An 18,366-nucleotide genomic window follows, 5' to 3' on the forward strand; every position below is an offset into this window, starting at 1 on the left:
ACATTCAGTTAAGAGCGGAGTATTCTCAAAAAAAGTTAATAATATCTATATTCAATACAAATTGAAGCCAGTTTCCCAAGCTAATAAAAGTTTAATTTATACTAAAAATTACTATATCGAGTAAAAAACATTCAAATTTTATCTGGACGAATACGTAGATTATTACAATAATAATAATCTAACTGATTAAGGAAAAATACATCGAGTAACAGCATCTGCACAAACATTACTTGGTGACAATTCAGGCTAGATACCACCCGACTGAAATCATCATCAGAGTGGGTTATTATAAAATCTGGTCTTGGCTGCTATAAAAATTGAGGGGATTAGCCATGGCATTCAATGAAGATACACGCGTTAAAATACCAACCATAATGCATTTGGTTCGTTTGGGATATCAGTATTTATCACTTAAAACACCGCAGTGCGATATTGACACCAATATTTTCCCTGAATTATTCCTTCAAGCGATTGAAAAAATCAATCCTCAATTAAAACAAGATGATGCAAAGCGATTACTGGAAGAAGTGAAGCTAAGTTTAGATAATGAGGATTTAGGGAAAGCTTTTTATGAAAAATTAACAGCGAGTTCAGGTCCAAAACTTATCGATTTCGAGTGTTTTAATAACAACAGCTTTCATGTGGTGACTGAGTTAACCTACAAAAATGGGGATGAAGAATTTAGACCCGATATAACATTACTCATTAATGGTATGCCGTTAGTCTTTATTGAGGTTAAAAAACCAAATAATCCTGAAGGAATATTAGCTGAGCGTGATCGGATTAATAAACGCTTTCAAAATAAAAAATTTAAGCGTTTTATAAATATAACACAGTTTATGATCTTTTCTAATAACATGGAATATGAGGATGGCGCTATTCAACCACTACAAGGCGCGTTCTATGCTAGTACTTCTTATGGTGAACCTGTTTTTAACTACTTTAGAGAAGAACAAACATTAATTTTACCTGAGCTTTCTAAGCCGCTGGATGAGCAAAAAGAACTAGAAATTCTCAAAGATAACAATAAAGTCATTCTTCGAAGCAGTGAAGAATTTCAGCTCAATAAAAATGAGCTTAGGCCAACAAACCGTATTTGTACTTCATTATTAAGCAAAGACAGATTAGCTTTTATTTTACGTTATGCGCTTACTTATGTGGAAGAAACACAAAGGATTGAAAAGCACATAATGCGTTACCCCCAAATTTTTGCAACCAAAGCGATTGAGCACAAACTTAATGAGGGTATTAGAAAAGGCATTATCTGGCACACTCAAGGAAGTGGCAAAACAGCCCTAACCTACTATAATGTTAGATTCTTAACCGATTATTTTCAGCAAAAACAGATTATCCCTAAATTTTATTTTATTGTGGATCGGATTGATCTGCTCATTCAGGCACAGCGTGAATTTACCTGCCGTGGCTTATCCGTTTATACCATCGACTCACGCGAGACATTTAGTCAAGATATTAAATCTACTAAAGCGATTCATAATAATACCGGTAAGCCCGAAATTACCGTAGTCAATATCCAAAAGTTTGAAGATGATCCTGATGTCGTTTCTACGAAAGATTATGACCTCAGTATTCAACGGGTGTACTTTTTAGATGAAGTACACCGCAGCTATAATCCGAAAGGGAGCTTTTTAGCCAATCTCGAGCAATCTGACCGTAATGCGATTAAAATCGGTTTAACCGGTACGCCATTATTGGGTACAGACTATAACTCGCGCCAATTATTTGGCGATTATATTCATAAATACTACTATAACGCCTCTATTGCCGATGGCTACACCCTAAGGCTAATTCGTGAAGAAATCGCCACTCATTACAAAATGGCTTTACAAAAAGCCCTAGAGGAAGCTGAGATTCAACAAGGGGATGCGGATAGAAAATTTATTTATGCCCACTCTAGCTTTGTTGAACCCATGCTGGATTATATTGTTACTGATTTTCAAAAAAGCAGAGGCGTCCTTGCTGACTCCACCATTGGTGCAATGGTCATCTGTGACAGTGCGGAACAAGCCAAGCAACTCTTTAAGCTATTTAATGACCGTTACCTACAAAATAACCAGTTGCTCAACCAGGCAGCGGCTAACGATAACGAACTGACTCCATTAAAAGTAGCAGAACCAATCACAACATATACTGTTAAACGTAAGCAAGATAACAAAGTTAAAACAGCTGCGTTAATTTTGCACGACGTAGGTACAAAACAACAGCGTAAAGACTGGATTGAAGACTTTAAAGCAGGCAAAATCGACTTACTCTTTGTATTTAACATGCTCTTAACAGGCTTTGATGCCAGACGATTAAAAAAGCTTTATTTAGGGCGTGTCATCCGCTCTCATAATCTACTGCAAGCCCTAACACGGGTAAATCGGCCTTATAAAGATTTTCGCTATGGTTATGTGGTTGATTTTGCCGATATTCGCAAAGAATTTGATGAGACCAATAAAGCCTATTTCAAAGAGCTGCAAGACGAACTGGGCGATGAAATAGAAAGCTACTCACAGCTGTTTAAATCGCAACAAGAAATTCGGCAAGAAATCGAACAGATTAAAGATTTGCTATTTAATTACAATATCACCAATGCAGAAATTTTTTCACAGCAGATTAATGAAATAGACAACCGAGAAACAATCTTAGCTCTTAAAAAAGCCTTGGCTAATGCTAAGAGCCTATACAATCTTATTCGTCTGCAAGAAGAGGTTAGCTTCTTAGACCAGCTCGATTTTAACAAACTTAATCTGCTTTACCGTGAGGCGACTAATCGGCTGAATCTGCTCAATTTAAAAGAGAGCCTAGAAAAAGGCACAGAAACCAACAATCTCTTGAATATCGCCTTAGAAGATATTCTTTTTGAATTTATTAAAGTAGGTGAAGAAGAACTTCAGCTGGCCGATGCTTATCAGCAAACACTCAGGCGTACCCGTGAGGCACTGAACGATAATTTTGACCAAGACGACCCCAAATTCATCACCCTAAAAGAAGAACTGGAACGGCTATTTAGGAAAAAGAACTTGAGTGCAACCACCCAAGAAGAAATGAAAGCCAATACCGAAATACTCAATAATATTTATAAGCGTGTTAATGAATTAAATAGAGAGAATAATTTACTTCGTCAAAAATACTCGGGCGATGAAAAATACACCCGCATTCATAAACGCTTAATAGAAAAAAATATAATGAGCGCCAATAAACGTCAAATTTTTCAAGCTCTAAATGATGTAAAGCACGATACCGATGAGCAAATATTTCAAAATTTACCAATTATAAATAATGAAGGATATTTTAAAAAAATTACAATGCAAGCTATCATAAACCAATTTAAGACACAACATCAGATAAAATTAGATCCTGCTACCTCTCATTATATTAATGAACTGGTGGTTAAAGAATACCTTAAGGAATTTACTAACGGAGCTTCTCAGTGGTAGATGAACTCGAACTCGACTTTCAAAAAAAAACTCGCACATTAATTGACGATCTAAAGGCTATTTGTGCTAACTACGGTCTGGGTAACGATGGCAACGAATTTAAAATCATTACCCAAGCTTTTCTCTATAAGTTTTTAAACGACCAATTTGCTTCAGCCGTTAAAAAAATTCAACCTCACATAGCTGAAACCGATAATTGGGAAGAATCTTTGGCTTCAATGGAGCATAATGATGAAGATGATTATGAAATGCTCCTGTTGAGTTTACCTGCGGGAATTGCGCATTTAAAGCCTGTGCATTTTATTCGCTATTTGTTTAACAACCAAAATCAAGAAAATTTTGCTAAAATATTTGATGACACGCTTATCGATATTGCCAGTAGCAATACCGACGTATTCTCCATTAAAACAGGAGGCGGTGCTAAGGTTGTTTTGTTTGATCGTCTCAGTAACTTTATTGCTGATGACAGTAAAAAAGATGCCTTCTGCCGTGCCATTATCAATAAACTAGTGGAATTTAAGATTAAAGATAATTTCTCAAAAGGCTTTGATTTTTTCGCCTCTATTTTTGAATACATTATCAAAGACTATAATAGCAATAGCGGCGGTAAATATGCCGAATATTACACCCCTCATGCTGTAGCCCGTATTATGACGGCGATACTAGTACCTGTTGAACAACGAGGGAAAGTAAATAACGTTAGCTGTTATGACCCCTCGGCAGGTTCGGGCACTTTATTAATGAACGTTGCCCATGCTATTGGTGAAACCAGATGCAGCATCTATACCCAAGATATCTCACAAAAATCGTCTAACCTATTACGCTTAAACTTAATATTGAATCGACTCGTGCATTCTATTCCTAATGTAATACAGGGCAATACTATATTGCACCCTTATCATAAAGAAGGCAATCAACTAAAACATTTTGATTACATTGTGTCTAATCCACCCTTTAAACTGGATTTTAGCGACTACCGCGATGATTTAGACACCAAAGCTAATAAAGATCGTTTTTTTGCAGGCATTCCAAAAATCAAAGCTAAAGATAAGGACAAAATGGAGATTTACCAATTGTTCTTACAGCATATTATCACTTCCTTAAAACCCACAGGTAAAGCAGCAGTAGTCGTGCCCACCGGCTTTATTACCGCTCAATCAGGCATTGATAAAAAAATCCGTGAGCATTTGGTGAATAATAAAATGCTGGCAGGCGTAGTCTCCATGCCCAGCAATATTTTTGCCACCACTGGCACTAATGTCTCAATTATCTTTATTGATACCACTAATAAAGATAAGGTAATTTTGATTGATGCCTCCAACCTTGGTAAAAAAGTGAAAGACGGCAAAAACCAAAAAACTGTACTCACCCCAGCAGAAGAACAACAAATTACCGAAGCCTTCAACCAAAAACAAGCACACGAAGATTTTTCTGTGGTGGTGAGTTATGAGGAGATTATCAACAAAAACTATTCCCTAAGCGCAGGGCAATATTTTGACGTAAAAATTGAGTACGTGGATATTACCCCCGAAGAATTCGTTACCAAAATGCAAGGCTATACTCAAAACCTTGAAGAGCTATTTAAAGAGTCGCATACGATGGAAGAAGAAATTAAAAAGCAGTTGGCGAGGTTGAAGTATGAGTAAAAGTTTTACATTAAAAGATTGCTGTGATTTCCAAGAAGGCTATGTAAATCCATCTCAAAAGCAACCTGAGTATTTTGGTGGAAATATAAAGTGGTTAAGAGCTTCTGATCTTAATAATAGATACGTATATGATACTGAAAGAACTCTTACGGAAAAAGGTTTTGAAAGTGCTGGAAAAAGTGCAAAGCTGTTTAGCAAAGATACTATAGCAATTAGTAAGTCTGGAACTATTGGTTTATTAGGAATATTAAAAGATGAAATGTGTGGTAATAGGGCAATTATCAACATTCATGTAAAGCAGAATTTATCAAATTTAATGTATGTTTTTTATACATTGCAACACAAAAGAAATGAACTAATAAATAAATCTGGCGGTAGTATTCAAAAAAATTTATACATATCAGCATTGGAAACATTGACTTTAAACCATGTTTGTAAAGATGATCAAACTAAAATAGCTAATGTTTTATCAACTTTAGATCAAAAAATTGAACTAAACAACCGCATCAATGCTGAATTAGAAGCGATGGCAAAAACCTTATATGACTACTGGTTTGTGCAGTTTGATTTTCCTAATGAAGAAGGTAAACCCTATAAAAGCTCAGGCGGTAAGATGGTTTATAACACTACTTTGAAACAAGAAATACCAGATGGCTGGGTTGATAAGCAACTTAATAGTGTAGTAGAACGTATTGGAACAGGATTAAACCCAAGAGATAATTTCAAATTAGGAGAAGGTAATAATTATTATATTACTATCAAAGATATCGAACAGGGCAGAATAATTTTCTCTGATAAAACGGATAGAGTAAGTGATGTAACACTTGATATTATTAATAAACGATCAGATATCAAAGTAGGAGATATACTTTTTACAAGTATACAACCTGTTGGGCTCACATATTTAATTCATGAAAAACCTGTTAATTGGAATATTAATGAGTCAGTTTTTACTATTAGGGCTAATGAGTCATTAGTAACTAGTGAATATTTATTTAAACTACTATCAAGCGAGCAGATGAAAGTTTTTTCTAAAAACTCATCATCAGGTAGTATTCACAAAGGAATTAGACATGGGGTGTTAAAAAATTTTGTTTTCGCCTATGCAAATTTATCTGTTATAAAGAAATTTACAGAGATGATTACGCCGCTCTTACAAAAGCAATATAAACTTGAAATAGAAAATAATAATTTGCAATCATTAAGAGATTTTCTCCTCCCCATGCTAATGAATGGTCAAGTCACCGTGAAATAACAGCACTCGCTTTAGTTTGACTAAAGCGAGTATTTTTTGAAGCTAATATGTGAGTGTTATAATGAAAGACTAAACCTGATCTTGATAATCCAACCTAGTGGTCCTAAACGCTCCTAACTGAGACTTACAAATCATCCCAAACAAATACTTCGCAGGATTACGGATGTTTTGCGCCAAACAAGCGGTCATCTTAATAAATAAAGCCTTAGAAAATATACTATTTAATGAAGTTAAACAATCAGAAAGTTGAAAATTCTTTGTCTTAAGGTCAAACACTTTATGAAAATCTACGAGAACATCATTATCGGTAACTTTCTATTTGGATTAGGCTATCGTATTGGCTCTAAAAATACTGATTTATCATTTACTAGCCATATTAATCTACTGCAGCAGACACCTGCTGATAAGTTATTAGGTGATTTAATGGCTAAGCTAGGAAACAAAGTTTACTTAATTGAATTCAAGGAAGCTAAGAATCGTTCTAACAAAGAATTAATCCGTCATAAGATGCTAGAAAATATCTTAAAGAATGAGCAATATTACGACCTGCTATCAATTTCTAAAAAAATCCATTGGTATATAGAAACTAGCGTAACCCAAGATGATTTGAATAACCACACCTTAGTCAGCAGAATTGGCCCTTATGTTGAGATGAATTCACTACCAGAGCATCAGCCAAATGTATTTAATAAATTTATTGAGTATATCGCAAGCGATGTCTCCAATGGTTCAGATGACTATACTCCAGAAGATGCTGAAAGGTATTTAAATATAGTACGTAAAACATTAGGTAATGGTGGAAAATGTGGTTCAGGAGGATTATTACTATCCACCAATACTAAAGGTGAAATTCATTATGTGGTGATGAAAGATATAATGGATCTAAGAAAGGATTATAAATACTGGCGAAACTCTCTACAGCAAGAGTGGAAAGGAAAAGAAGTAGAAATTAAACAACAACACATCATCAGACATAGAAGAGAAATAGAAAGAGATGAACCAAGCTTTGAGAGGTAATTATGAATAATAACGACGAATACAAAGTAATGAATAAACAATTGCAAGATGGCTTTGATGCATTAGCTATATTAATGAATAACCAAACACAAAGCCAAGAAGACATCAAAAATGCTATTAAAAGGTCAATGCAACTGCATCAAACTATTGAACATACTGTTCACCAATTTATTCAAGATGTTCCGAATACCATTAAAGGTGCCGCAGAAACAAGCGCCAATATTGTCTCCACAAAAGTAATAGGTGACTTACAAGAACTTGATAGAAAAGCCCAACAAACTGCAGATACCTTAGCTGAAGCAGCAAAAAAATTAAAATGGAAGATAATTATTATTAATTGGTCCGTTTTAGCTTTATGCTTTGTGATGATGCTCATATTTGTAATTTGCTATATACCTACTTTTGATGAAATAGAAAACAGACGTGCAGAGCTAACTTATTTAGAGCATTCTATTCAAAATCTAGAAGCTCAAGGAGCAAGAGCTTCATTAACTAACTGTCCTGTAGGAAAGAAGAAAATGCCTTGTATCAGAACCGATGAAACAAAACATAAACTTCCCTTTCGTAGTCACAATGGTAAGGAGGAATAAACTTTTCGCTTAATCTACCAAATTAAATAATGATAAATATTTCTTAAATCAGGCTGCTGCAATATTTATTACAACGCCACTTAATAAAGTACAGAGAAGAATTATTAACAATAGTAAAATACTGAAATCACTAACGCTAAATATATTAATTAAGAAAGAATAATAGTTGGCACTACAAATGCTTTAGCTCAATGATAAACAAAACCAGACTAGTGCCCTGCAACAAAGTATTGAATATTTTGTCAGACTTTCTCTCTAGCAAATGTCTAAATAGTTAACAAAATTATAAAATACATATCATTGTTTTAGCTAATACCATTTATTTACAATAGCCAGAAAACAGTGTTATATTTTTGACTAACATTTCCAACTAAAAACGATTTATGGATATTATCTAAGCAAGTTTAAAAAATTATCAGTCAATCCTCTTCACAATAATTATAAAATGTAGCTTTTTATAAGAAGCAATATGAGAATTAAGTAATGGCATCTAGAAAATCTCTTTTAGATTTACAAAATGATTCAGCAAAAAAATTTTTTCTAAAACATGAAAGCTATTGCAATATTGATTTACCAATATATTTCTCATTTACAGAGTTGCTGCAAAAATTAGCTGAGGAATTAAATCATCGAACACTGAATGAATTATCTGACTTAAAAAAAATAAAAAATCTAGATGATGTAAATTATACTCTTTATACAAATAAAGATGGCAAGCTCTCATGGAGACCTTTACAGATCATCCATCCTTTAGTATATGTTGCTTTAGTAGATAAAATTACAGAACCACAAAACTGGGACAAAATAAAAGAAAGATTTAAAGAATTTCAACAGAACCCTAAAATTCGCTGTTTAAGCATACCTGTCAAAGCAGAAAATAAACAAAGAGACAAAGCTCAACAAATCTCACAATGGTGGGAAGCTGTAGAACAGGAGTCAATAGCGTTATCCATTGATTATGATTTTATATTTGAAACAGATATAGCAGATTGTTATAGTTCAATTTATACACATTCTATCGCATGGGCTATTGAAACAAAAGAGATTGCAAAAAAAAATCGTCGGAGAGACTTGCTTGGCAATTTTATTGATTCTAGTATTCAGGAGGCCCAGTACCAACAAACAAATGGTATACCACAAGGCTCTGTTTTAATGGATTTTATAGCCGAAATGGTTCTAGGATATGTTGATGAGCTACTAACAGAAAAAATAAAAGAAAATAATATTGATGATTATTTTATACTCAGATACCGGGATGATTATAGAATTTTTGTAAACTCTACGAATGATGGAAAAATTATTTTAAAATTACTATCTGAAATATTGAGACCATTCGGTTTAAAACTTAATTCAAGTAAAACAAAAAATCATAATAATGTTGTCATGGCATCTATCAAAAAAGATAAACTAGCCTGGTTGCAATTACCAAATCCAGAAATAAATAATCTTACATTACAAAAACATATTCTATTAATTAAATACCATTCTTTAGAGTATCCAAACTCTGGTAGTCTCACAACAGCACTTAACAAATTTCAAAAACGTATTACAAAAGAACAGGATAAAAATCTTAGTCAATACTCAAGACAAATCATCAGTATTGTCGCAGATATTGCTTATCTAAATCCTAAAAGTATTTCGGTTTGTTGCGCTATAATTAGTCAATTCTTAGTTATATTGAATGATGAAGACCAAAAAAATCTTGCAATGAAAGTTTATCAAAAGCTAGAACGTATGTCTGATTCCGGATTTGCTCAAATATGGCTACAACGCATGTTAAAAAATAAGTTACCTGATATAGAATTTTCTGAACATCTATGCCAAATAGCTTTAAAAAATAAACAGATACAACTATGGAACCATTCATGGGTGAATGATAAAAAAATTCTAAAAATATTGGAAAATGAATTAATTTTTAATCAAAATATTTTTGATAGTTTAGATGATAGAATTAATTTTACAGAATTTGATATATTTGCATATCCTAATTGATAGCAATAATTATCATCAAAATTTAATCTGTACTAGTTGGAACCAGTGCCGATAGTAATCAGTTCCTATAAGTATTCTTGTCTTCGTTGATATCTTTTTACTTGGTCTTTAATGATTGTAAGGCTACAATATCTAAATCCCCTGCGGGATTACGGTCAATAAATCCTTCAGTGATGGCATACGAAAAATCTTATTTGACCAGATTCGATACTTCTTCGCAATAGATAATCCTCCTCGCTGCTCTATTTGAATATGCGTACTTTATCGATAATTAACTTGGCCTTTCTAACTTTCTAAACTTAAACTCCTTCTATGTTCGTACATACTCAACAAAAATTAATTTTATCTGAAAAAATTTTCCAAAAATTTTAATCTTGTTTTTCGCCCGTACATGGGTTAACACCCGATGTGATTAAATACAGAGACTGTTGCCGTTAAGAACGTACTTTCTATAAATTTATATCAGAGTTAATCCTCGAAAGAGATCCATTTTTGTATACTTTCTCAGTAAAAGCGAAATTGCCATTGCCTAGTAATGTTCTGCTTAATGTTAAGGTAAAGACCAGCCCTGTCCTTAAGGATATATACATTAAGGGTAGATTTGGCTCATCGGATTGATAAATCGGTTGGAAGTGTTATCCTCTTATTCGTTGTTCAAAGTATTTTCATGACAAAAATAACTAGGAACTAAGAAACACTACCTTGTAATGATCGAGTATCTACCTGACCTAAAAAATATATTATAGGAAATAAAATACCCAGTTAAAACAGCTGTCTAAAATGAATATAGCTGTGGACTTATCGGTGGACTTAAATGTACTTGCTTTAATAAGTAGAGTTAAATAGATTGCAATAGACAATAAATTTAATATTAATTTTATTATTTCAAATAGTTATATAAATTTTAGAAATTCTTAGGAGAAGATTCAGTACGGAAACGAGGTTCGAATTCACGAATTCAACCTTGACTAAAAATAAAATTATATAAACACCAATAGACACAATAAAATGAAATTAGTTTAACTTATAATTTATAATTTACAGAGCTCAGACAACAATAACAATTTGAAGAATGACATATGAAAGCACTTATTTCAATCGACTATACCAACGACTTTATTGCCACAGACGGAGCACTGACAACCGGTCAGGCTGGCCAAGCCATAGAAAATGAAATGGTAAATCTGACCAGAACGTTTATTGAGCAGAAAGATTTTGTCGTATTTGCTATTGATGCGCACGAGCCTGATGATAAGTACCATCCGGAAAATAAATTATTTCCGCCGCATAATATCATTGGTACCCACGGTCAGAATCTCTTCGGTTCATTGAAACAGCTCTACACAGCCAATCAAACCAATCCGCAAATTTACTGGATGAATAAACGTCACTACTCTGCATTCAGCGGAACAGACCTGGATTTACGCCTGCGTGAAAGAAATATTACCGAAATACATTTAACCGGCGTATGTACTGATATCTGCGTATTACATACAGCGGTTGATGCATATAACCTCAATTATCAGATTCTCGTTCATCAGCATGCTGTGGCCAGCTTTGACCCGGTAGGACATTCATGGGCATTAAAGCACTTTCAAAATACTTTAGGAGCTACCATAATCTGAGCATTTACCTCCCCTGCTTCTGATTAATCTGTTCTGAAATCACAAAATGTATAAAAATAAATCAGAACTAACTTTATTCACAAAGTCTTAATTTCGACAGTACTATTATGTCTTTTAAATGTATTTACCATTTTAAGCATATAATCTATAGTCAAACCATAATCAAAATTTTTGAATGAATATTCCGAAAGGAATAACAGCAGTAATCTGTATAGCTATACAGATTACTAAACATACCTATTCATGTTGAAAAATCTGATTTAAATCTTAAATGCCAAATAATAGAAATATATTTTATATTAAACAATAATATATCAACCCGAATTTCAGTTATTCTTAATCTGATAAATTACTTTGGTATCGGGATAATTAACAAATGCCTGAGGAAACAGATATTCACCCTCAAAAAACGGCACTGATATATAATTCCATTCAGGTTTAAATGACGGATGAAATTTAGCAATTGAGTCAAATAATAATGTTGTGCAATATAAATGAGATTCGTTTTTGTTATCTAAGACAAAAGGTTTTCCGCGCTGGTTCAAAACTTGTGCAGTAATCCGTTGCTTTTCTTGCTTATTCAAAAATAAAGGTCTTATAACCGCACCTTTCTGAGCCAATACCGGACTAAAAAAATGTTCTAATTCGGAAATCATCACCTGATTTGAAACTGATTCTCCGTCATCTGTTGTAGCATGGATAACTAAAACCTTAGGCTGCAATTGCACAATCATCCCAATGTGTGAATACTCACTTTTTCCCAAATAACGAATCCATCGACTGTCATTCGCAGTACCTGAACGCACAACCCAGTCTCCAACTTCGAGTAAGGGTAAATCACGGATCAAGCGTGGATATGAAGGAGGATGTCTTTCAAATATAAATGAAGCAGAACCGCCGGTCAGCAGAATCAGGCAAATCATTAAAAAATATATTAAATATCTATACATAATAAAACCTGCTTTAAGCAGGTCTTCATCGGTTAACTTTTTACCTTCCAGCCATCATCTGTTTTAATTAAATATAAATTTTTCTTTTTTATTTGTTCAGTATTTTTGAAAGTTACACTTATTTGAACATGTGCTGATTTTTTATCATCCTCATATTTGATATCCTCAATGGATATATTTTTCAACCCGCCATTTTTATCAGCAACTTCTTTGGCATGCGAAACACTCATTTTAATTTTTCCGGATAATATATCCTGTACTCCTGCTTCTTTTTTATCTTTTTCACTAAGATAAATCATAGAAATTACTTTTTGGCTGTCACCACTATATACAGCCTCAGTAAATACTTTTGCAGCAGCTTCTGGTGAAGAATTACCACCGCATGCAGCAATTGCTAAGGAAATAAATAACCCTATCAATAAACTCACAATTTTCTTCATATAACTTTCCTGTCAATTTGTTAATAAATAATAATTTTATTAAATATAAACTGGTTTTTCTTAATTAATCAACAAATATATTTACATATTGAATTTTGTAATTCTTTTATCTGTTCTGATACGATAAATTTTGCCAATGATTTAGTCAGAAAATGTCTACAAAGAAAAAATCATTACTACAAATATATTTATCAAACCATTTTTTATCAAAACCATTTAGGAAAATGATGAAAAAGTGCATCATTGCTGTGAATAAAAAAGATAATATAACCTGATTGTCAGAGAGCTATCCGGGATTGTGTGCGGTGCCATTAAGAATAAATAAGGCTAGTCATTTAAAATTAACAAATTAAATCAAACATTTTACTATCATACATTTAAAATTATTACCGGCAATCAGTAATATTGATATGATATAAAATATCACTTATTTCTGAATACCATTAATTAAAAATAATATATTTATACATAAGTTATAACATTTTTGAATAAAAATATGTGTAGTTTTTTTATAACATTTGAATAAAATCACCCTAAACCATATTTGAAAATTTACTAGTCAATAATAAAATATCGTTTTTATTAAATTATGTAATTTATTATTAAACTGATACAGAAATGAAAACGATGAAAACTATTACACCATTACTTCGTTTACCTGAAAATGAGGTAGAAAAATTCAATCAAATCATACGGGAAAAAAGGAACAGATTATTTCTTTCACCTAAAGACACAATAGCCCAGATAAAAGAAAATCATGCAGAAACAATTAATGTCTTACTTAAAGAAGGTCGCATTTCCGAAACCATTGTTAAATTAAGGGAACTGGCTTATGACGATTTTCTGCAGCAGGAGAACATATTTAACGGAGAAATTTTAAAGGAAATTGCTAATATCTTTAATTCTCCGCGGGAAATGCTTCATAGTATCAGTGATGAATTATACTCCTTGTCCGGCATTACAGAAGAAGTGTTTCATGATAAATTAAATCAATTATTCGGTGTCTATTCCGGTTATATCAGTCCGTATATTTATCAGTTATGTTTAAGCAATACACAATCCAGAAGATCCAGGGCGGGAAAGGTATTTGAAGGAATTATATATTTATTATATGATTATTTTAATTATCCGTATGAGTCGCAGAAAGGCGTTGGCAGAAAAGCTTTCTCTGATCTCCATTTAGGTAAAATGGTTGATTCAGTTCTTCCCGGGGTTGATTCATTCGGAAAATCGAGAAGGCATACAATTATCGGTTCAATGAAAACAACTTTGAGAGAACGGTGGCAGGAGGTTGTTGAAGAAATTGGCAGATCAAATGTACCGGGGATTTATTTACTTACTGTAGATGAAGATATTTCCGAAAAAAAAGTTAGACAAATTGGGATGCATAACATTACCCTGGTGGTTCTTAATTCCGTTAAAGTTTTAAAAAAAATGAAAAATGAATATAATGTTATAGATTTTGAAACTTATTTCAATAAAGATATTCCTGAAGTATTGAATCATTGGAAATGAAATTAAATTTAATGTCATGAAAGTAATAGATTTATTTGCCGGTATTGGTGGTATTCGCTTAGGGTTTGAGCAGGCTTCAGATGATATTGAGTGCGTATTTACCTCAGAAATAGACAGCCATGCTGTAAAAACTTATGCCGAAAATTATGGCAAAGAAAATATTGCAGGAGATATTACTCAGATAAATGAAGATAATATTCCCGATCATGACATTCTACTGGCGGGGTTTCCCTGCCAGCCGTTCTCCCAGGCCGGTCTCAAAAAAGGATTTTCCGACACCAGGGGTACATTGTTTTTTGATATTGAACGTATTTTATTAAAAAAACAGCCTAAGGCATTTCTGCTGGAAAATGTAAAGCAGTTGAAGGGGCATGATCAGGGACGTACTCTGCTGACTATTTTAGATCATTTAAAAAAAGCCGGTTATAAAGTTTTTTATGATGTTCTGAAAGCCAGAGACTTTGGAATTCCGCAAAACAGAGAAAGAATTTATATAGTAGGTTTTTTAGATCATTCAGCAGATTTTACATTTCCTGAACCGTTAAAAATTCCCACGAAGGTGGGTGATATACTGGAACAGAAAGTTGATGTTAAATACACTATTTCTGATAAATTATGGGCCGGCCATCAGAGACGGAAAGCTGAAAACAGAAATAAAGGTAAAGGCTTCGGTTACGGGTTAGTCAATTGCAATTCTGAATATACTAATACTATTTCAGCCAGATATTATAAAGACGGCAGTGAAATTCTGATTGAGCAGCTCGGGCAGAATCCCAGAAAGCTTACGCCCAGAGAAGCCGCACGATTACAGGGGTTTCCTGATTATTTTAAAATTCCTGTTTCTGATGTGCAGGCATACAGGCAGTTCGGGAACAGTGTATGTGTACCGGTTATAAAAGCTATTGCCCAGAAGATGATTTCAGTAATCAAACTGTAATTAATCTTTTAAAAATTACAATAATTGCCGTATCTGTTATCCTTAACACCGGAGATTATTTTTTATAAAGTATTTAAATTTTGAAATCATTGTATAAACATTTAAATTTAAATGTTAATATCATAAAACTGCCACTGTAACCGGCAACAATCAAATTCCAGTATTATTGTTTATATTATTCAGATATGGATGTTCATTCACCGGAAAAGCGCTCCTTTAATATGTCAAAGATCAGGAGCAAAAATACCAAGCCGGAAATTCTGGTACGTAAATGGTTATGGAAGAACAATTACAGATACAGACTATATGCTTCAGATCTGCCTGGTAAGCCTGATATTGTATTCAGATCCCGGAAAGCTGTGATATTCGTACACGGATGTTTCTGGCACCGGCACGGCTGTAAGTATTCATCCGCTCCTAAATCACATCAGGATTTCTGGATTAAAAAATTTGAGCTTAATATCAAACGTGATAAAAAAAATATAGAAAATCTTCTGAATCAGGGATGGCGGGTTCTGATTCTCTGGGAATGTGAGATAAAAAAGTGGGAAGATGAAGCTGAACCGAAACTAAAGTCATTTCTTGATAACATTTTTTCAGTATAAATTTTGCCTGAAATGTGATATTGCATTTATTTCCGGCTGATACGACAGATACTGATTAATAATTATATTAAATATTAAGTATTAATCTTATTATCGCTGATGATCTTTTTGTACGTGAATAGGGTAAATATGATGCTGTTTATTGCTGAGTTTTTCAGCTTACCGCCAAATTAATCATCAGATAATCAGAAAATGTATTGGTGGGTCGTGAGCGATTCGAACGCTCGACCAACGGATTAAAAGTCCGCTGCTCTACCGACTGAGCTAACGACCCTTTGGCTCCCCGACCAGGGCTCGAACCTGGGACCTGCGGATTAACAGTCCGTCGCTCTACCGACTGAGCTATCAGGGAAAGGAAGAGCGCATTATAGGGGTCGATATTAAACTCGTCAAGCCTTTTTAGCCATTTTAATCCTCAAAAACTGCCTGATAAATACAAATCATTGGTAGTTCTATATATTTAATTGCAGATATGGTTGTATAGCTTAAATTCTATTTGCTTTTATACTCTAATGAACGTATTCAGGTTCTGCGCTTCTTAGTTCAGACCTGAAAATTGATAAAATATATTATGGTTTATTCACGTCAAGCAAATACTGTATAGTTTTTTCCTTGTACAAATTACTTTATCGGAATTTTCCTGAAGAATTTATGATAAAAATAAACTGAAAGTATTTTTATCAATATAGAATTATTTATCCAATAAATCATAATATTAATTATTTTCCCAGATTATTCTGATACTTTATTTTCTTGTCTGCTGGTGTAACTAAAATCAATGTAATTTCTTACTTATCATTAATGTCAAATAAATAATAAATCTTTAATCGTGCAATTTTTTTTGCACGCAAGTGCAATTTTCTGCGCCAAGTTTATTTAAAAATCTTTTGTCATATAAAATTTCTATATATAAATCAATATTTTATTATTTTATTTTCCTTATTCCAATCTGGTATACAAATTGCAATAGCAAAGTGGCTTGCTTTTAAGCATAGATGAATTTTTAACGTGTAACAAGGAGCCGTTGATGCAAACAAAATTAATCACTACCGATAAAATCCGGGATTTTCTTAATGACGGTATGACGATTATGTTTGGCGGTTTTATGGGGTGTGGTACGCCGTCAAAGATTGTTAATGCAATTCTGGAATCGGGTATTAAGGATATAACACTTATCGGAAATGATACAGCTTTTGTAGACACTGGTGTCGGACCGCTGATTAACAATAATCAGGTCAGAAAAGTGATTACTTCCCATATTGGCACCAATCGTGAAACAGGCAGAAGAATGATTGCCGGTGAGATGGAAGTTGAGCTGGTACCTCAGGGTACGCTGGCTGAACGGATTCGCTGCGGCGGTGCCGGACTGGGCGGAGTTTTAACACCTACCGGAGTCGGTACGATTGTTGCAGAAGGCAAGAAAGTTTTATCAGTTAATAATCGTGAGTATTTACTTGAGCTGCCAATCCGTGCTGATTTAGCCATCATTCATGCGCATAAGGCTGATTACAACGGTAATCTGGTCTATCAGTATGCTGCACGTAATTTTAATCCGCTGATTGCTACCGCTGCTGACACGGTGATTGCTCAGGCTGATGAACTGGTAGAAGTCGGTCAGATACATCCTGATGCGGTGATGACACCGGCAGCTTTAGTTGATTTTATGGTTAGCACTAACGATTAAGGAATAAAGACAATGGATAAAAAAGAATTAATTGCTCGCCGTGTTGCTCAGGAATTACGTAATGGGGATGTTGTTAATCTGGGGATTGGTTTACCAACTCAGGTGGTGAATTATTTGCCTGAAGGTATCAATATTACGCTGCAATCAGAAAATGGCTTTCTGGGGCTGGGGCCTAAAACAGTTGATGAACCGAATATTGTTAATGCAGGCGGTCAGCCTTGCGGCATTGTTCCCGGTGCGGCGATGTTTGACAGTGCATTTTCTTTTATGCTGATTCGCGGCGGCCATGTCGATGCCTGTGTGCTTGGCGGACTGGAAGTTGACCAGCATGCCAATCTGGCTAACTGGATGGTACCGGGCAAAATGGTGCCGGGTATGGGCGGTGCTATGGATCTGGTTACAGGTGCGAAAAAGGTAATTATTGCCATGGAACACTGTACTAAAACCGGTGAACCGAAAATATTGCCGGAATGCACTTTACCACTTACTGCGAAAGGTAAAGTCAGCATGGTCATTACTGAGCTGGCTGTATTTGAATTTATAAACGGTCAAATGTATCTGATTGAAACCGCTGAGGGTGTAGATGTTGATACCGTAAAAGCGCACACCACGGCAGAGTTTATTGTTGCGGATAATCTGAAAACGATGTCCATTGCTACAGGGGCATAAG

General features: G+C 34.1%; 14 protein-coding genes and 2 tRNA genes. 12 read left to right on the plus strand and 4 right to left on the minus strand.

The window, feature by feature from the left end; all coding sequences use genetic code 11:
- Positions 1–332 precede the first annotated feature (332 nt).
- The 7 genes from GYY70_RS09050 (at position 333) to GYY70_RS09080 (ending at position 11,565) form a co-directional block, all read left to right on the plus strand.
- Positions 333–3,440, plus strand: a complete 3,108-nt coding sequence (locus GYY70_RS09050; RefSeq protein ID WP_174832116.1) for a type I restriction endonuclease subunit R — start codon at positions 333–335, stop codon at positions 3,438–3,440.
- On the plus strand, positions 3,434–5,086 hold the full coding sequence (locus tag GYY70_RS09055; RefSeq protein WP_174832117.1) for an N-6 DNA methylase: 1,653 nt from the start codon (positions 3,434–3,436) through the stop codon (positions 5,084–5,086). The genes GYY70_RS09050 and GYY70_RS09055 overlap by 7 nt, the downstream gene beginning before the upstream one ends.
- The gene (locus GYY70_RS09060) at positions 5,079–6,341 is read left to right on the plus strand and encodes a restriction endonuclease subunit S (protein WP_174832118.1); all 1,263 of its coding nucleotides are present in this window, start codon (positions 5,079–5,081) and stop codon (positions 6,339–6,341) included. Before GYY70_RS09055 ends, GYY70_RS09060 begins: the two co-directional genes overlap by 8 nt.
- Positions 6,342–6,620: 279 nt before the next feature.
- A complete protein-coding gene (locus tag GYY70_RS09065) occupies positions 6,621–7,358 on the plus strand; it encodes a hypothetical protein (protein WP_174832119.1) in 738 nt (245 codons plus the stop codon).
- A gap of 2 nt (positions 7,359–7,360) precedes the next feature.
- Complete coding sequence (locus GYY70_RS09070; protein WP_174832120.1) at positions 7,361–7,948, plus strand: hypothetical protein; 588 nt, start codon at positions 7,361–7,363, stop codon at positions 7,946–7,948.
- A gap of 483 nt (positions 7,949–8,431) precedes the next feature.
- The gene (locus GYY70_RS09075) at positions 8,432–9,940 is read left to right on the plus strand and encodes an RNA-directed DNA polymerase (RefSeq protein ID WP_174832121.1); all 1,509 of its coding nucleotides are present in this window, start codon (positions 8,432–8,434) and stop codon (positions 9,938–9,940) included.
- 1,079 nt (positions 9,941–11,019) lie between these two features.
- Positions 11,020–11,565 (plus strand): cysteine hydrolase family protein, encoded by a 546-nt coding sequence (locus GYY70_RS09080; RefSeq protein WP_174832122.1) that lies wholly within the window; start codon positions 11,020–11,022, stop codon positions 11,563–11,565.
- 326 nt (positions 11,566–11,891) lie between these two features.
- Here GYY70_RS09080 and GYY70_RS09085 read toward each other — a convergent pair whose 3' ends face one another.
- Both GYY70_RS09085 and GYY70_RS09090 read right to left on the minus strand, forming a co-directional pair.
- Positions 11,892–12,515: a YiiX/YebB-like N1pC/P60 family cysteine hydrolase gene (locus GYY70_RS09085; protein WP_174832123.1), complete on the minus strand. Its 624-nt coding sequence runs from the start codon at positions 12,513–12,515 to the stop codon at positions 11,892–11,894.
- A 32-nt stretch (positions 12,516–12,547) separates the two neighbouring features.
- The gene (locus GYY70_RS09090) at positions 12,548–12,955 is read right to left on the minus strand and encodes a DUF4878 domain-containing protein (protein ID WP_174832124.1); all 408 of its coding nucleotides are present in this window, start codon (positions 12,953–12,955) and stop codon (positions 12,548–12,550) included.
- 627 nt (positions 12,956–13,582) lie between these two features.
- Here GYY70_RS09090 and GYY70_RS09095 point away from each other — a divergent pair.
- The 3 genes from GYY70_RS09095 (at position 13,583) to GYY70_RS09105 (ending at position 16,012) form a co-directional block, all read left to right on the plus strand.
- Positions 13,583–14,470 (plus strand): type II restriction endonuclease, encoded by an 888-nt coding sequence (locus tag GYY70_RS09095; protein WP_174832125.1) that lies wholly within the window; start codon positions 13,583–13,585, stop codon positions 14,468–14,470.
- 16 nt (positions 14,471–14,486) lie between these two features.
- Positions 14,487–15,407, plus strand: coding sequence for a DNA cytosine methyltransferase (locus tag GYY70_RS09100; protein ID WP_174832126.1), 921 nt, complete (start codon positions 14,487–14,489; stop codon positions 15,405–15,407).
- 185 nt (positions 15,408–15,592) lie between these two features.
- Complete coding sequence (locus GYY70_RS09105) at positions 15,593–16,012, plus strand: very short patch repair endonuclease (protein ID WP_174830598.1); 420 nt, start codon at positions 15,593–15,595, stop codon at positions 16,010–16,012.
- Between the two features lie 198 nt (positions 16,013–16,210).
- On the opposite strand, the gene GYY70_RS09110 is transcribed toward GYY70_RS09105, so the two are convergent.
- Positions 16,211–16,286 (minus strand) — tRNA-Lys (locus GYY70_RS09110).
- Positions 16,287–16,288: 2 nt separating this feature from the next.
- Positions 16,289–16,364 (minus strand) — tRNA-Asn (locus tag GYY70_RS09115).
- Positions 16,365–17,039: 675 nt separating this feature from the next.
- Between GYY70_RS09115 and atoD the strand changes: the two genes are divergently transcribed.
- Together atoD and GYY70_RS09125 are read left to right on the plus strand one after the other, a co-directional pair.
- A complete protein-coding gene (gene atoD / locus GYY70_RS09120; RefSeq protein ID WP_084548394.1) occupies positions 17,040–17,696 on the plus strand; it encodes an acetate CoA-transferase subunit alpha in 657 nt (218 codons plus the stop codon).
- A gap of 12 nt (positions 17,697–17,708) precedes the next feature.
- Positions 17,709–18,365: a 3-oxoacid CoA-transferase subunit B gene (locus tag GYY70_RS09125; protein WP_025331311.1), complete on the plus strand. Its 657-nt coding sequence runs from the start codon at positions 17,709–17,711 to the stop codon at positions 18,363–18,365.
- The last annotated feature ends 1 nt before the right edge of the window (position 18,366 follow it).

This window comes from Snodgrassella sp. ESL0324, from assembly GCF_013344955.1.
Lineage (GTDB): Bacteria > Pseudomonadota > Gammaproteobacteria > Burkholderiales > Neisseriaceae > Snodgrassella > Snodgrassella alvi.

What these genes read in the sequence shown, in the direction of transcription:
- GYY70_RS09105 (WP_174830598.1), top strand. Translation starts at nt 15,593, where the DNA reads ATGGATGTTCATTCACCGGAAAAGCGCTCCTTTAATATGTCAAAGATC.
- GYY70_RS09060 (WP_174832118.1), top strand. Translation starts at nt 5,079, where the DNA reads ATGAGTAAAAGTTTTACATTAAAAGATTGCTGTGATTTCCAAGAAGGC.
- GYY70_RS09070 (WP_174832120.1), top strand. Translation starts at nt 7,361, where the DNA reads ATGAATAATAACGACGAATACAAAGTAATGAATAAACAATTGCAAGAT.
- atoD (WP_084548394.1), top strand. Translation starts at nt 17,040, where the DNA reads ATGCAAACAAAATTAATCACTACCGATAAAATCCGGGATTTTCTTAAT.
- GYY70_RS09050 (WP_174832116.1), top strand. Translation starts at nt 333, where the DNA reads ATGGCATTCAATGAAGATACACGCGTTAAAATACCAACCATAATGCAT.
- GYY70_RS09095 (WP_174832125.1), top strand. Translation starts at nt 13,583, where the DNA reads ATGAAAACTATTACACCATTACTTCGTTTACCTGAAAATGAGGTAGAA.
- GYY70_RS09100 (WP_174832126.1), top strand. Translation starts at nt 14,487, where the DNA reads ATGAAAGTAATAGATTTATTTGCCGGTATTGGTGGTATTCGCTTAGGG.
- GYY70_RS09065 (WP_174832119.1), top strand. Translation starts at nt 6,621, where the DNA reads ATGAAAATCTACGAGAACATCATTATCGGTAACTTTCTATTTGGATTA.
- GYY70_RS09075 (WP_174832121.1), top strand. Translation starts at nt 8,432, where the DNA reads ATGGCATCTAGAAAATCTCTTTTAGATTTACAAAATGATTCAGCAAAA.
- GYY70_RS09125 (WP_025331311.1), top strand. Translation starts at nt 17,709, where the DNA reads ATGGATAAAAAAGAATTAATTGCTCGCCGTGTTGCTCAGGAATTACGT.
- GYY70_RS09080 (WP_174832122.1), top strand. Translation starts at nt 11,020, where the DNA reads ATGAAAGCACTTATTTCAATCGACTATACCAACGACTTTATTGCCACA.
- GYY70_RS09090 (WP_174832124.1), bottom strand. Translation starts at nt 12,955, where the DNA reads ATGAAGAAAATTGTGAGTTTATTGATAGGGTTATTTATTTCCTTAGCA.
- GYY70_RS09085 (WP_174832123.1), bottom strand. Translation starts at nt 12,515, where the DNA reads ATGTATAGATATTTAATATATTTTTTAATGATTTGCCTGATTCTGCTG.